Origin of the sequence: Clostridium tetanomorphum, from assembly GCF_017873215.1 — a bacterium.
GTDB lineage: Bacteria > Bacillota > Clostridia > Clostridiales > Clostridiaceae > Clostridium_AO > Clostridium_AO tetanomorphum.
Genome location: NZ_JAGGKA010000009.1, coordinates 75,373 through 91,371, shown reverse-complemented (window position 1 = coordinate 91,371; position 15,999 = coordinate 75,373). Strand labels below are relative to the sequence as shown.

Annotated in this window: 14 protein-coding genes; 7 read left to right on the top strand and 7 right to left on the bottom strand. The window is 26.5% G+C overall.

Annotation, left to right across the window (positions count from 1 at the left end; all coding sequences use genetic code 11):
- The first annotated feature begins 1 nt into the window (after nt 1).
- Together J2Z24_RS10515 and msrA are read left to right on the top strand one after the other, a co-directional pair.
- Entirely contained in the window at nt 2-1,102 is a 1,101-nt protein-coding gene (locus J2Z24_RS10515; protein WP_035149297.1) for an NAD(P)/FAD-dependent oxidoreductase, read from the top strand.
- 79 nt (nt 1,103-1,181) lie between these two features.
- Nucleotides 1,182-1,652 (top strand): peptide-methionine (S)-S-oxide reductase MsrA, encoded by a 471-nt coding sequence (gene msrA, locus J2Z24_RS10510; RefSeq protein WP_035149142.1) that lies wholly within the window; start codon nt 1,182-1,184, stop codon nt 1,650-1,652.
- A 69-nt stretch (nt 1,653-1,721) separates the two neighbouring features.
- Here the strand turns inward: msrA and J2Z24_RS10505 are convergent, their stop codons facing one another.
- The 4 genes from J2Z24_RS10505 to J2Z24_RS10490 are packed head-to-tail and all read right to left on the bottom strand — an operon-like array spanning nt 1,722 to nt 5,676.
- On the bottom strand, nt 1,722-2,861 hold the full coding sequence (locus tag J2Z24_RS10505; RefSeq protein WP_035149145.1) for a DHHW family protein: 1,140 nt from the start codon (nt 2,859-2,861) through the stop codon (nt 1,722-1,724).
- Between the two features lie 43 nt (nt 2,862-2,904).
- Entirely contained in the window at nt 2,905-4,311 is a 1,407-nt protein-coding gene (locus tag J2Z24_RS10500) for an MBOAT family O-acyltransferase (protein WP_035149146.1), read from the bottom strand.
- Between the two features lie 30 nt (nt 4,312-4,341).
- Nucleotides 4,342-4,839 (bottom strand): DUF4358 domain-containing protein, encoded by a 498-nt coding sequence (locus J2Z24_RS10495; RefSeq protein ID WP_035149148.1) that lies wholly within the window; start codon nt 4,837-4,839, stop codon nt 4,342-4,344.
- A 15-nt stretch (nt 4,840-4,854) separates the two neighbouring features.
- Nucleotides 4,855-5,676, bottom strand: coding sequence for a GDSL-type esterase/lipase family protein (locus J2Z24_RS10490; RefSeq protein WP_051593328.1), 822 nt, complete (start codon nt 5,674-5,676; stop codon nt 4,855-4,857).
- A 245-nt stretch (nt 5,677-5,921) separates the two neighbouring features.
- On the opposite strand from J2Z24_RS10490, the gene J2Z24_RS10485 reads away from it, so the two are divergent.
- The 3 genes from J2Z24_RS10485 to J2Z24_RS10475 all read left to right on the top strand — a co-directional run bounded on the left by J2Z24_RS10485 (nt 5,922) and on the right by J2Z24_RS10475 (nt 11,448).
- Complete coding sequence (locus J2Z24_RS10485; RefSeq protein WP_035149149.1) at nt 5,922-7,193, top strand: M14 family metallopeptidase; 1,272 nt, start codon at nt 5,922-5,924, stop codon at nt 7,191-7,193.
- A 255-nt stretch (nt 7,194-7,448) separates the two neighbouring features.
- A complete protein-coding gene (locus J2Z24_RS10480; RefSeq protein WP_035149150.1) occupies nt 7,449-8,804 on the top strand; it encodes an MATE family efflux transporter in 1,356 nt (451 codons plus the stop codon).
- Between the two features lie 13 nt (nt 8,805-8,817).
- Nucleotides 8,818-11,448 carry a 3'-5' exonuclease gene (locus J2Z24_RS10475; RefSeq protein WP_035149153.1) on the top strand — a complete coding sequence of 877 codons (2,631 nt, stop codon included), beginning with the start codon at nt 8,818-8,820 and terminating at the stop codon, nt 11,446-11,448.
- 211 nt (nt 11,449-11,659) lie between these two features.
- Here the strand turns inward: J2Z24_RS10475 and J2Z24_RS10470 are convergent, their stop codons facing one another.
- Nucleotides 11,660-13,654, bottom strand: a complete 1,995-nt coding sequence (locus J2Z24_RS10470; RefSeq protein ID WP_035149155.1) for a fructose-bisphosphatase class III — start codon at nt 13,652-13,654, stop codon at nt 11,660-11,662.
- A gap of 437 nt (nt 13,655-14,091) precedes the next feature.
- On the opposite strand from J2Z24_RS10470, the gene J2Z24_RS10465 reads away from it, so the two are divergent.
- Both J2Z24_RS10465 and J2Z24_RS10460 read left to right on the top strand, forming a co-directional pair.
- Nucleotides 14,092-14,529, top strand: a complete 438-nt coding sequence (locus tag J2Z24_RS10465) for a hotdog fold domain-containing protein (protein ID WP_035149157.1) — start codon at nt 14,092-14,094, stop codon at nt 14,527-14,529.
- 46 nt (nt 14,530-14,575) lie between these two features.
- Complete coding sequence (locus J2Z24_RS10460; protein WP_035149159.1) at nt 14,576-14,983, top strand: hotdog family protein; 408 nt, start codon at nt 14,576-14,578, stop codon at nt 14,981-14,983.
- 77 nt (nt 14,984-15,060) lie between these two features.
- On the opposite strand, the gene J2Z24_RS21635 is transcribed toward J2Z24_RS10460, so the two are convergent.
- Complete coding sequence (locus J2Z24_RS21635) at nt 15,061-15,192, bottom strand: hypothetical protein (RefSeq protein ID WP_276512136.1); 132 nt, start codon at nt 15,190-15,192, stop codon at nt 15,061-15,063.
- A 170-nt stretch (nt 15,193-15,362) separates the two neighbouring features.
- The gene (locus J2Z24_RS10455) at nt 15,363-15,740 is read right to left on the bottom strand and encodes a helix-turn-helix domain-containing protein (protein ID WP_035149161.1); all 378 of its coding nucleotides are present in this window, start codon (nt 15,738-15,740) and stop codon (nt 15,363-15,365) included.
- Nucleotides 15,741-15,999: the final 259 nt, after the last annotated feature.

Sequence of the window (15,999 nt, the reverse complement as noted above, 5' to 3'; positions counted from 1 at the left end):
TATGAAAGTTGCAATTATGGGAGCAGGGTTATCTGGTTTATCCTGTGCCATAACTTTAGAGAAGAATGGAATCAAACCCATGATTTTTGAGGATAGGCTTACGGTTGGTGATAGATTTGTAAATTGTGAAGCTATATTTAATATTTTAAATAGGCCAATCAATAATTGTTTAAGTTATATTGATAACAAATACGAAATACATTTAAATCCTATTAGCCATGTTAAAAAAATGATTTTTTATTCAAAAAATGAAGTTGGAACTATAGAAGGAAATCTTGGTACTACCAATATAAGAGGAAGACATAAAGATTCTTTTGAAAATCAATTATTCAATCAAGTAAAATCGGAAATAAATTTTAATTCAAAATATAGTTATGAGGATTTAAAGAAAGAATTTACTCATATTGTATTGGCTACAGGTGATGGAGAATATGCATGTAGGCTGAATAATTATGAATGTGATGTACCCGTTAACTTAAAAGGAGCTACTGTTGAAGGAAATTTTGAAGCTAATGTTACATCAGCTTGGTTTAACTATGATTTTCTACCTAAAGGATATGCATATCTTATTCCGTTCTCAGCAAAAGAAGCTCATATAGTTGCTGCTTATCCAAATTATCCTGAGAATAGTAATATAAATTCAGATAAAATGTGGGGAAATTTTTATAGTGAAGCTTCAAAACATTTAAAACAAGATTTGAGAATAACAGATAGATTTCAAGTAAAAGATTATATAATAGGTATATGCAAATATCCTAAATTAAACAACACATATTTTGTAGGAAATTGTTTTGGAGCTATTTCACCTGCGCTTGGATTTGGACAATTTATAGCTATATTGACAGGAATATATGCTGCATATGATATATGTGGATTAGGAGATTATAATATATTAACTAAGCCATTAATGAATAACTATAAGAATTCTCTTGTATTAAGGAGAACTATAGAAAAGTTCACTAATGATAATTTTGATATGCTTTTTAAGGCATTAGATAATAAACTACTAGATAAGATTATTGACAAGTTATATGGTGATGAAACCAATATAGATTTAATAAAATGGTTAAGTTATATTATAAGACCATGGATTAATTTATAAAATATAGACTTTTTTGAAAATATTAATTATTATAGTGTTAAGGGTACGGAAATAAATTTTGGGATATGAGGTGAAGAATATGAAAGAAATTGTTTTAGCAGGAGGGTGCTTTTGGGGTGTAGAAGAATATATTTCAAGAATTAATGGTATAATAGAGACTAAAGTAGGCTATGCTAATGGAAATACAGAAAACCCTTCCTATGAAGAAGTTTGCTCAGGTATTACAGGCCATGCTGAAGCTTGCTATGTTAAGTTTAATGAAAATGATATAAACATTGTTGAATTATTAAAAAAGTTTTGGGATATCATAGATCCAACAGTAGTAAATAGACAGGGACCGGATATAGGAAATCAATATAGAACAGGAATCTATTATTTAAATAAAGAAGATTTAGATATAATAATAAAATCTAAGGAAGAGGAACAAGAAAAATATGATAAGCCTATAGTTACAGAAATAAAACCTTTAAAATGTTTTTATGAAGCCGAAGAATATCATCAAAAATATTTAAAGAAAAACCCAGAAGGATATTGTCATATAAATTTATAGATATAACAAGGAGTTAATACTAGAAATTAAGTTTTTAGCATTGACTCCTTTATATTTTTAAGTATTGATTTATTGATTGATATTATTTACAGATTCATCTTCGAAGAAAGTATTTACATTGTACAGTATAAGATTATCATCTATATTATTAGCTTTTATTAAAGTATTTAAATTTTCATCATAGTATCTAAGGTCTACTACGTATATTTCGCTATAATGTTCAGCTAAAAATGGAATAAAGGAATTTGCATAAGAATCTTTAATTAATAAAAGTTTTTTATTATTGGAAATATCACTTTTTATCTTTATTAAAGGATGATTACTATTTAGGAATACAGTATATTTATCCTTTTTATTAAGATTATCAATTTTGTATAGAGAATTTGTAGTAGTGTTGCTATCGGAATACCAAACTTTAAAGTTATGTTTTTCTTTTGGTATATATAGTTCAATACTATCAGGAGTTATATCTCTAAAACCTCCTTTTGAATATAGAGAACCATAAAAACTATCTGTAACTTTCTTTACTTCAAAATAATCTTTATTATAAGGTGTAAGGGCCATTTCTTTGGCTAATTTTTTATAAGCATAATAAGAACCTTTAGTTGTCCAATGATGATCAGTTTTATAGAAGATATATTCATTTTTTTTAGAATATAATGTGTTGTATACATCAATAAATTTTATATCTTTATTAAGAGCATTTTTTACTTTATTAATATAAATTAATTGGTCAGCAGATGGAGCAAAAGATGGAAGTCTTTCTTCTAATACTTTTACTGAATTAGGTACTAACATAAAATATGTATTTATATTTAAGTTAGAATTGGCAAAAGCATTAATTGAATTAATTTTACTTTTAAAATTTTCATCTAAAGGTTTATTAAATTTTTGTATGAGGTAGCCATCTTTTCCTAGATATACTTCATTATTTTCTTTTTTACCTAATATTTTTTCAGTATCAGATTTAACTCCTATCCAAAAGTCTCTAAAAGGAAATTGATCAGAAATATATTTTTCATAATTTGAAATAAACCTTCCTTTTATGACACTTTCAATAGAAAAATTAGGCTTTTGTTCAAGAGGCCTATTTTCGGATTCAGAAAAGGCCTTATTTGGAATTATTAAATTAAAAACTATAATAGAACCTATGTACATAATTAGTAAAAGTGACATAATACATTTATATATATTGTTATATTTATTCAAAAAAACACCTCTTTCTACATTGAATTAGTTTATGTTAAATATTTTAAAATTTAAAATACAAGAAAGGATTATAGGTTTCATTTACCAAGTAAGCAGTAGAAAGAAATATAAGTAATAAATAAATCAATGGCATTATGATAGCTCCTACAAATTTAAATTTATTTTGTATATTTAAAAATACTTTTCTAGGTAGTGGTGTGGAACAAAGTATTAGTATTATGAGCAGTAAAGCATTTGTATAAATATAATAAATACTTGTGCTATTTAATAATGATACTTTTCCAAATCCCAACATAATTTTAATAAAGCTAATGCATTGAGTCATATTTTCAAATTCAAATAATACCCATCCAATTATTACTATAAACATTGTATATATGTGACCTATAAATTTTGGCTTGCTTTCTAACCATTTCAAAAGAAATATTTTTTCTATTGTTACCAAAAATCCAAAATACAATCCCCAGAAGATAAAGTTCCAGTTTGCTCCATGCCAAAAGCCTGTTAAAAACCATACAATAAATAAATTTCTATATTGTTTTAACTTACCGTTTTTGTTACCTCCAAGAGGAATATAAACATATTCCCTAAACCAAGAGCCTAATGAAATATGCCATCTACGCCAAAATTCTGTTACACTTTTAGATATATAAGGATAGTTAAAGTTTTTCATAAGATCAAAACCAAATATTTTTCCAAGACCCATTGCCATATCTGAGTAACCGCTAAAGTCAAAATATATTTGAAAAGTGAAGCCTATTATTCCTATCCAAGCTGAGAGTATTGATAATTCTCCAATAGGAGTAGATTTTATATTGCTCCAAAGAATACCTATATTATTTGCAAGCAATACTTTTTTTGAGAGTCCTATTATAAATAATTCAACTCCTTCACCGAAAAGAGATAAATTTTCTTTTCTATTATTTAATTGTTTTTCTATATCCCCATATTTTACTATAGGACCTGCTACAAGCTGAGGGAACATAGTAATATATGTAGCAAAAGATATTATATTTTTTTGTACTGATACTTTACCTAAATATATATCAATTATGTAAGACATAGTTTGAAATGTATAAAAGGATATTCCAACAGGAAGAGGAAGTTTTTTTATACTTATATTTAGATTTAATAAGGAATTTATATTATGTATAAAGAAACCATAATACTTAAAAAAGGAAAGTATTCCTAAATTTACAACTACAGACAATATAAAAACTGCAAGAGATATTCTCTTGCAATTTCTAAATTTATCTATGAATAATCCTGTTACATAGCTAAATAAGGTAGAAAGTATCATTAAAACAATATACACTGGTTCTCCCCAGCCATAAAATATAAGACTAGATACAAGTAGCACAGAATTTCTAAAAACTTTTGGAGAGATATAATATATCAAAGTAGTTAAGGGTAAAAATATGAAAATAAATATCAAACTGCTAAAAACCAAAATAGTCTCCTCCTACCAATACGAATGTTGTTATTTAAAAGATTCATCAAATATTTTTTCGATTTTTTCTGTATCTTTTGATATAGCTAAAAGAATATAATTACCATTTACTTTTAATACATGTTTTTCTATTAGAGCATATTCATTAGGTAAATAATCTTTAAAGCTAGTGCTTTGATTTTCTACCCTCTTAGATACTTTTTCTTTAATTTCATTCACTTTATTTGCATCTTTAACTTTTATTAAAACTATTTCATTAGCTTTAATGTTTGAAGCAGGTGCATAAAGAACAAATTCTTCAACTTCATCTGAATTGATTTTGTATAATTTTTCTAGTTTGTTTGCATCTGCTATTTTCATGCCTGAAGTATCAATAGCTTGTTCAATTTTTGTACTTATTTCCTTAATAGAAGGAGTTTTAGTAGTAGCTTTTTTTGAACCGCAACCTGATAAAGCTCCTATAGTAAATATTACTACAAATAATGGAAAGATAAGTTTTTTACATGATTTTTTAAAAGTGGTAAACATTTTTTATCAATCTCCTTAATTTTTATTGTTTAAAATATAATTTTTCAGATAGGTAAGTAATAAGTTATAAAAGTCATATTTAAAATGTATGCCATCAGGCTCGTACAATTTTTCGCTGTTATTTAATACAGATGCTACATTAATATAGGTTAAATTTTGTTCTTTGGACATATTCTTTAATGTATCATTAAATTCATTTATTCTAGTATTAGCAAGAAAAGGATTTTCCTTTTCAGCTTTAGCTGTAACAGGTAAAATAGATAGAATATATATTTTTGAATTCGGTAAAGTAGTTTTTAAAGTTCCTACTAATTTATTATACTCATTTATGAATTGTTTACTAGTAAGAGTTTCTTCAAATAAATCATTATTACCTAAAAGAATAAAAATATTTTTAGGGGCTAAATTTGTTATATCATTAATGTATTTTTCAGCTTTGAAAACTGTAAGTCCTTTTTTAGCTACTACATGTGATTGGTCTAAGACTTCATAAAAAGACATGCCTTCTGTAATTGAATCACCTAAAAATACAGCTTTACTAAAAAAATCTTTGTTGCTAATATTACTATTATTAACAACATTAGTGGATGTACTACTTGAAGTCCCATTATTTTTTTCTTTAGTATTTTTATTTGGATCAATGGTATTTTGGGAAGGATTATTTTTTATATTATCAGCTTTATACCTTGAACTTGCATAAGCTGTTGAACTCTTATTTAAATTACTTTTACTTATAATAGATTTTCTCAATGGTATACCTATACCAAAAGCAAATAGTATTAGTATTGTTAGTGATAAAGCAAACTTTTTTTTAGAATTTTTTTTTCGTCTTTTCATGATTATACCTCCAGTGGAATTTGAATTTTATAAAGGTTTAAACTTATATAAGTAAATTAAATTCTTTACGAAAATATTATATTATATTTTTATTAAAAAGTAGTTACAAAACTGTATCCATTTTGACAAAAATATAAATAAACTACAATTAAGACATATCTAATATTTTATCATATTTTATTCACATATATAGCTTTAAAAAATAAAATATTAGTGATAATAATTGTTAGATATGGTAGGTAGGGATGAGAACTTTAAAATTGGGTTCAAGAGGTTCAGATGTAATGGAAATACAATCAATATTACAAAAGATAGGGTATGATCCAGGAGAGATAGATGGAATATATGGACCTAAAACAGAAAATGCAGTTAAACAATTTCAGAAAAATAATGGATTAACAGCAGATGGAATAATAGGAGAAAATACTTATAGGATTTTAAACAGAATTTTGTTAGGATATGACACTTACACAGTACAGCCAGGAGATACATTATATAATATAGCTAGAAAATATTATACTCAAGTATATAAAATTTTAGTTGCAAATCCAGGATTAAATCCATATAGTCTACAAATAGGAGAAAAAATTATAGTGCCTTACGGTATAGATGTAGTACAGACAGACATAAATTATACTTATGATGTATTGCAGAAGGATATAGAAGGTTTAAAGACTAGATATCCTTTTATAACTGTAGGAATTGCAGGAAAAAGTGTTTTAGGAAGAAATCTTTATTATATAAAATTAGGAAGTGGTCCAAATCAAGTATTTTATAATGCTGCTCATCATGCGTTAGAATGGATAACCTCACCTCTTTTAATGAAATTTGCAGAGAACTTTGCCAATAATTATGCTTTAGGAAGAAGAATGAAAGGATATGACGTGGGAGAAATATGGAGTAGAAGTAGCATTTATATAATGCCCATGGTTAATCCTGATGGTGTCGAACTGGTGTTAAATGGGCTTAGTAGAGAAAATCCTTATTATAATCAGTTAATAATTTGGAATAATGGAAGTAAAGATTTTTCTAATAACTGGCAGGCTAACAATAGAGGAGTAGATTTAAATCATAATTATAATGCTTCTTGGCAGCTTTCAAAGGAAGCAGAAGAACAGTATGGCATTTATGGGCCAGGGCCAACTAGATATTCAGGGCCTTATCCAGAATCAGAGCCGGAAACACAAACTGTAGTGAAATTTACAAGAGATCATAATTTTAGATTAGTATTAGCATATCATAGTCAGGGAGAAGTAATATATTGGCAGTACGATGGCATAACTCCTCCAGATGCAAGAAGAATAGGAGAATTATTTTCAGAGGTTAGTGGGTATAGTCTTGAAGAAACTTATGGCATAGCTTCCTATGCAGGGTATAAGGATTGGTTTATAGAAGAATTTAGGAGACCAGGATATACTATAGAGGTTGGAAAAGGAAAGAATCCTCTTCCTATTTCCCAATTTGATAAAATATATAATGATAATGAAGAACTCCTACTTTTAGCTTCAGTGGTATAATTATAAGGTATGCATGTGATAGGGAGATGGTATTCACTGCATACCTTGTTAATTGTTGAAAATAATACGAATTATATATATAATATAATGATTATGAAGCAACTTTTCAGAGTACAGATTACAGAGTATAAATAAGGAGAAATTTTCTTCATTTAATATCAGGAAAAAAAGTTTCATTGTCTATACTTTGTAATCTTTGTTCTGTACTCTAAGAAAGTGCGTTGCACTTTTTAAGCTTTGAAGGAGGATGAAAATATGGATAGATCAAAACAATTAGGAGAAGAAAGTGTAGGAAAACTTTTACTTAAGTTTTCTATACCTGCTATTGTAGGAATGTTAGTCAATGCACTATATAATATGGTAGATAGAATATTTATAGGACAAGGGGTGGGATCACTTGCTATATCTGGTATAGCTGTTGGCTTTCCACTTTCTATAATAAATATGGCTTTTGGAATGTTAATAGGAATAGGTTCATCAACTATGGTTTCAATAAAGCTTGGAGAAAAGAAAAAACACGAAGCAGAAAAAATACTTGGAAATGCTATTGTTTTGGTTATATTTGTTTCACTATTTATAAGTGTATTCGGACTTATTTTTCTGGAAAGTATATTAAGAATATTTGGGGCAAGTGACGCTACATTACCTTATGCTAGAGATTATATGAAGTACATAATTGGAGGAGCTTTACTTCAGAATATAGGATTTGGTATAAATAATATCATTCGTGCAGAAGGAAATCCTAAAATTGCTATGACTACAATGATTATAGGAGCAATTATAAATACTATTCTTGATCCTATATTTATATTTGCTTTTAATATGGGGGTACAAGGAGCTGCTATAGCTACTATATTATCACAGACTGTATCCTCTACATGGGTTCTTTATTATTTTTTTAGTGGCAAAAGTTCATTGAAAATTAGAAAAGAAAATTTACATTTAAATATAAATACAGTTAAAACTATATTTTCAATAGGAATGTCACCTTTCTTTATGCAGTTAGCAGCAAGTGTAGTTACTACTTTATATAACAATAATTTAATAAAGTATGGTGGAGATTTAGCAGTAGGTGCTATGGGGATTATAAATAGTATAATAATGCTTTTCTTTATGCCTATGTTTGGTATAAATCAAGGTGCTCAACCAATAATAGGATATAATTATGGAGCACATCAATATGATAGAGTTAAAAAGACTCTAAAACTTGCAGTAACAGCCGGTATAGCTATTGCTACTATAGGATTTATAGTAATACAATGTTTCCCAGAGTTTCTAATAAGCATATTTAATAAAAAAGATGCTGAACTTATTAAAATAGGATCTCATGGTATAAGAATTGATATGATAGCAATGCCTATTATTGGATTTCAAATAATAAGCTCTAATTATTTTCAAGCTATAGGTAAAGCGAAAATAGCTATATTTTTAAGTCTTTCAAGACAGGTAATACTTCTTATACCAATGTTAATTATATTTCCACCAATTTTTAAATTAGATGGAGTATGGATGGCAGGTCCTATTGCGGACGTTTTATCTGCAACTATAACAGCAGCATTTTTATATAAAGATATGAAATTATTAGATAAACAAGAAATTGTTTTAGAGTAATGAGGTTAATAATATGTTACAGGAAAATAAAGAGAGATTTTTAAGAGAATATAATAAATTAAATGAAAGTCAAAAATCCATTGTAAATAATTTAGAAGAAAATATTTTACTCCTTGCATCTGCAGGTACAGGGAAAACTAATACTTTATCTTTAAGAATAGGAAATATAATTGGCACAGGCAAAGGAAGGCAAGAAGAAATTCTATGTTTAACCTTTACTAATAAAGGATGCAAGGAAATGATAGAAAAAATAGCAGCTGTAAATGGAAAAGAAGCTTCAAATATAACAATTAAAACTTTTCATAGTTTTTGTTTTCATATTATTAAAACGGAGGCTAAATATACTGATATTTCTTCAGATTTTACTATATATGATGAGGAAGATTGTAAAGAACTTATAGAAGAAATAAATAATTATAAATTTAATTCTAGTTCTTTACAGAGGTTTATCAACTTTGTTAAAGAAAATAGCTTTATAAATAGTAATACTGGATATAGTGAAGCAGTAAATAACTTAATAAAATATAAATTTAATGAAATAAAAGAAATATGTATTGTAAACAAAAGAGTAGATTATGAACTATTAGATTATTTAAGAAACTATGGACATATGTTAGTAGAAATCTATAATAGATATCTTTGGGAAAGACATGCTTTAGATTTTAATGATTTAATGTTAAAAGTATTTGAGCTTTTTAAAAATAAAGACATAGTTGAAAAATGGAGAAAAACTTTTAAGTATATACATATAGATGAAGTGCAAGATACAAGTATTATAGAATATAATATTATTTCGAAATTATTTCCAGGGAATGTAGTTTTAGTATGTGGGGATTATTTTCAAACTATATATGGATGGAGAGGATCAAAGCCAGAAATAATATTGGATGATTTTATGAAAAATTTTAATGGGGAAATAACTTTCTTTAGTGAAAATTATAGATCTACAGAAATATTATTAAATGCTTCCTCAAAATTTTTATATAAAGCTTTTAATGATGAAATGAATAACATTTATAAAAATAAAATTTATCCTAAGAGTGATGAAAAAGGAGAAAAAATAATATTAAAGTCTTTTTCAAGCATTCAATCAGAAGGAGAATGGATTTTCGATAAAATAAGAGAATTAAATGTAAAGGACTTATCTAAAATTGCTATTTTGACACGCAATAATAAAATAAATAATAATTTAAGTAATGTATTTGCATCTATAAATTTTAAATTACCTAAGGAGAAAAAATTAAAGTTTTTATTAATAGATGAATTTAAATTCTTTAGAAGACAGGAGATAAAAGATGTATTATCATATTTAAAGCTTATAGAAAATAAATTTGATAATAGTAGTCTTAAAAGAATTTTAAAAAGATTTGTTAGAGGAATTGGGGAAAAAACCATAGAGAATATAGAAAGTGAAGAGTTTAGGAACTTAGGAATAAGACTTACAGATTTTGTGGATCTTAGTACTCATATGTATGGAGAAATATATGGCTTGTTATTAAAAGAATTAGAAAATGGTAATGTAGTAGTTTTTGATGTGGAGAGTACAGGTATAAATATTTTAGAAGATGAAATAGTTCAAATATCAGGGGTTAAAATTAATGAAAAAGGAACTATATTAGATACATTTGAAAAATTCATAATACCTGAAAAATCTGTAGGAGATTCTGAAAAAGTTCACGGATTTAGTGATGAATTTTTAAGAGAAAATGGAGAAGAAAAACAAAAAGTATTAGAGGAATTTAAAGAATTTATAAAAGGAAATGTTTTAGTTGGACATAATGTAGTATATGACATAGGAATTTTAAATAATGAATTAAATAGATTAGAAATGAGACAGGCAGAATTTATAGATTATTATGATACTCTAGATATATCCAGAAGATTTTATCCTAATTTATATAATCATAAGTTAGAAACTCTAAGTAATTTATTTGAAACAGAAGTTAAATCAAGTCATAATGCTATGGATGATGTACTTGCTACTAAAGATATTTTAATTAATATAGTAGAAGAAAAAATAAGAACCTCAAGTATAGAAAGAAAAAATCTTTGCAGTACTTATTTGAAAAAGTTTAGTTCTATCTCAAATGATATAAATAATCTTAGGAAGGATTTAAAAATAAATTCAAATGGAAATAATAATTTATCAAGTGAAAGTATTATTTCTCAATTAAGACCTTATGAATTAATAGAAAAAATAGTGTCAATATCCAATATAAAAGAAGTTTATAAAGCTGAATTAAGAAGGATTAACTATGTAAGGGAATTGTATTTAATAGCTAAGGAATTAGATGATATAATATTAAGTCCTAAGGGTGCATTAATGGAATTTTTAAAAACCACAGCTTTGTCTAATTCAGAAATAGATAGAATGCTAAAAAAGCATCCAAGAATTCCTATTATAACTATTCATCAGGCTAAAGGTGGAGAGTTTGACTATGTTTTTTTAGCAGGCTTACAGGATTATATATTTCCAACTTATAATTCTATTAAGCATGAAGATTTAGAGGAAGAAAAAAGAGTTTTTTATGTTGCTATGACTAGAGCAAAAAAAGCATTATTTTTAACTTATTCAAGAGAAAATGGAAAAAAAGAAAGTCGTCTGATTCAGTATATACCGGAGGAATACTTGAAAAGAGTTTAAAAAATTGTAACTATAGATAAGAAGAAATTTTATACATTACGAAAATCTTAGAGTTTAGCATAATCAATATATAAAAATAATAAAAGAATAAATAAGGAAGGATTTTTCTAATATTATTAGAAAAAATTATCCACATTTATTCTTTATTATTTTTAAATTTTTCTGTACCCTGTGCTTTGTTATCTGTACTCTAAAAAGTGTTTGATACTTTTTAACTATTATCTCTTTCGTCAATTAGACCTTTTCTATAAGCAACTAGCAATTTTTCTAAATCCTTTATTTGTTTTTTTAGTTCTTTACCTATGTCCGTATCAGCAACTCTTTTTCTTTTAGCTGAATGTTCTAATATAACTGTAGATGAAAGGATATCTTTTTCTTCTTCTATGGCTTTTTTGGTAGATTCAAAAGGCTCATGAGAAGAAAGTAAGAATCCATAGGAGTTATATATTAAGGTGTATCCAGCGATACCTGTTTCAGGTTGATATGCTCTACAAAATCCACCGTCTATAACTAAAAGCTTACCGTTAGCTTTTATAGGACTTTCTCCATCCTTTGTTTTAACAGGTATATGACCATTGATTATATGAGAAGTTTCAGGATCTAAATTGAATTCCTCATATATTTTGTTACAAAGCTCTTCACTATTTCTAAAGTGATAATAAGCATTTCTATTTTCTTTATGAGTTTCCTTATCATCTATGAAATATCTTTCAAAAGTAGTTATTCTTTGTTTACCGAATAAAGGAGAATAAGGACCGCACCATAGATACCACATTATATCCATAGCATAATTTTTAATAGTTAAATCATTTTTGTAGAAATATGCTTCTCTTGCATAACGTTCAAAAATATCTAGGAGTGATTTGCCACTGTAGTCTTTTCCTTCTATGTTAAGTTTTTTAAATGAACCATCTTCATCTAAAGGAATACATCCATGGAAAAGTAGGTTTGAGTTATAAACTAAATATATATTTCCTTTACTATACATAAAGCGAATATGCTTTTGAAGTTTTTCACTATTAATAAAAGAATTTCTAATCTTGTCTATAATATTTTCTTCATCTTTTGTTAGTTTATATGGAGATTTTGGATCTATAGTTGGAAAATTAGTATCATTTAGTATATACTCTTTATCTTTAACTTCTACAGTTCCCTTTTGAAAATCTATTTTATCTAAGAGAAGCATATCATCCATACAAAATTCAGGATGTCTTTGGATTTTTTGGCCTTCTAATTTAAATTGTATAATAGATATAGCTTTATGCATTTTTGCAAACAAAGATTTATCTGCTTCACTTAATTTTTTATCTAAAGTTCTAGGTATAAAATTAGAACATGGATCATTTCTATAAGTATTCATTGCAAAAGTAGCTAATGGTAGAAGATTTATACCATAGCCATCTTCTATAGTAGATAAATTTGCATACCTTAGACATATTCTTAATACATTAGCAATACAAGCTTTAGAACCTGATGCAGCTCCCATCCATAAGATATCATGATTTCCCCATTGTATATCAATAGAGTGATGATCCATAAGTGCATCCATTATTATTTCAGCTCCAGGACCTCTATCATAAATATCTCCAATAATATGAAGTCTATCAACTACGAGCCTTTGAATTACTTTAGATAAAGCTATTATAAAGGAACTAGCACAGCCTATATCAACTATAGTATTAATAATTCCAGTATAATATTCTTGTTTATTAATTCTATCTCCTTGTTCATTTAATAATTCTTCAATTATATATGCAAAGTCCTTTGATAGAGCTTTTCTAACCTTAGAGCGAGTATACTTTGAGGAAACGGATTTACATACTTGAATTAATCTATATAAAGTTACTTTATACCATTCTTCTAAATTTTCTTCTGTTTCTTTTAATATTTCTAACTTTTCTTCCGGATAGTAAATTAAGGTAGCCATGCTGCATTTGTCTTTTTCCATAAGGGAAGTTCCAAATATATCATCTAACTTTCTTTTTATTACTCCAGAAGCATTTTTTAGCATATGGGTAAAAGATTCATATTCCCCATGAATATCACTTATAAAATGCTCTGTTCCCTTAGGTAAATTTAAAATAGCTTGTAAATTTATGATTTCTGAACTAGCAGAAGAAATAGTAGGATATTTAGAACTCAATAATCTTAAATATCTTAAATCTTCTTTTATTATATTTATATTGGTTTCGTCATACAATGTCATAGCTATTTATTCCTTTCCCCCTAAATAATACTTAAAACATAATATATTATATAATAATATTAAAATAAATTCCACATATATTATTTAAATATTTTATTAATACGCACTAAATCCAATAATAGAATATACTATTATTATAATTAGTGTATCACATTTTGTTGTGCAATAATATAAGATTATATGCTTAACTAATTAAAAATAGAGATATTAGATAAAATTACTTATAATTATCCAGTTTAAAAGGTTTAAAAGCTGTATTTAATATAAAATTATGTATGTAAAAATTATATATACAAAATAAATGGAAAAAAACAGAGATAAAAAAATTTAAAGCAGAAGGATATTTTACAAATATTTCCTGAAAAAAAGAATATAATCTATAGTGTAGGGAGGAGAAAATAGACCTACTAAAAAGTTAAAAATTGGAGGTGCCATTTATGGTAAGAGAATCTGTACTTAGGTATAGGATGAGTCCAGAAGATGCACATTATTTGGGAGGAGTTGTTCAACCTAATAAGCATCTTGATATTTATGGAGATGTTGGAACAGAACTTTGTGTATTACAAGATGGAGATGAATCATTATTTTTAGGTTATAAAGATGTAGAATTTTTAGCTCCCGTTTATGAAGGAGACTATATAGAATGTAGAGGACGTATTATAAAATTAGGAAATAGCTCACGTACTTGTGCTTTTGAAACTTACAAAGTTGCTACTCCAGCAAAAAGATTAGGAAAAGAAGGTGCTGCTGAAAACGATGTAGTTGTACTTGATGAACCAGTACTTGTTGCAAAAGCAACTGGAACATTAGTAGTTAAAAAAGCTCTTCAACGTGGAGTTCAACCAGACGGAATCATAAAAAATAAGTGGGATTAAAGAATAGATAACAAAAAAATTTTTAATAATTTAGGAGGTGCTTTTAATGGCAGAGGTATTTGTAAAGCCTGATAAGGATTTTGAAGCTATGATACGTGTACGTATGTCAGCAGGAGATGCTCATTATGCAGGAGAATTAGTTAACGGTTCAAAAACAGTAGAATACATGGGAGATGTAGCTACTAATTTATGTATAATGTATGCTGGTAATGAAGGTGAATGTAAAAAATATGATGAAATTAGATTTACAGCTCCTACATATGCAGGAGATTTTATAGAGGTTGTTGGAAGAATAATAGGAGTGTACAAAAATAAATTAAAAATACAGTCAAGAGCTTTTAAAATAGCTGAAAATGCTAGAATTGCAACTCAGGATTCAGCGGTTAATGTTTTAGAAGAACCAGTTATGACACTTGAAACATTTTCAATTTATGAAGTTCCAGAAGGAAAATAAAATATAGTTAGATAAAGTAAAACCCTATTTAGTTAAGTAAAATTTATGATTAAATAGGGTTTTTTATTTTTTAACAACTATCTAAGTTTATCTTCCTTTAATTTAAGTGCTTCATTTTTACTAGAAGAGTTCTTATTTTTATTTACTGAATCATTTATGTATACGATAGAACCGTTTATTTTTATGGAGAATATCCCATTTAAATCCATATAATACATCTCCTTCAATTATATTCGAACATGTGTTCTGTAAGCTAATTTAATTATAACATAATTATAAAAAAATGTTAAAATATTTTTTTGTATAATTTAGTATTCTATATAAAAAATAAAAAAATGGTACTATTTTACTAGGTTATAGTACCATTGAATGGATGTGTTTATTCATTATATGTATCAGGATTAAATTTAAAACCAGCTTTTTCAAGCTTATCAAGAGCTTCTAATTTTTCTAATATTTCTTTATAAGTTAATCCATTAGGAAAAATAGTTCTATCTAATTCTAATTCAATTTCATTTCCATCTATAGTGGCTTTTTGTATTATACCTTGTGGCTGATCAGTTCTGCAAAGAAGATAATCTGTAGATACATCAAAAAAATCTGCTAGTTTTTTTAATGTTAATACATCAGGAATTCTATTACCATTTTCCCAGTTGGATATGGTTTGTTTTGAAACATTCATTATCTTTGCTAATTCTGGTTGACTTAATCCTTTTTTTAATCTTTCATTTTTAATTTTATTTTTTAACTCATCCATAATATCACCACCTATTTAGTATATATTATAAACTAAATGTTTACTTTTTAAAATCTGTGTCAACTTAATGAATATTATTTCTAATGAAGATACTTAAAGGTGTTGACTGTAAACTTAAAGTTGACTATAATAAAAATATAGTGTAAACATAAAGTTTACTTTATTAGGAGGGATAGAATTGGTTAAATGTCAATTATTAAAAAAATGGAATGTAAAGTTAATTTAACTCATAGAAGAGATTTTTTTTAGATATTTGGTC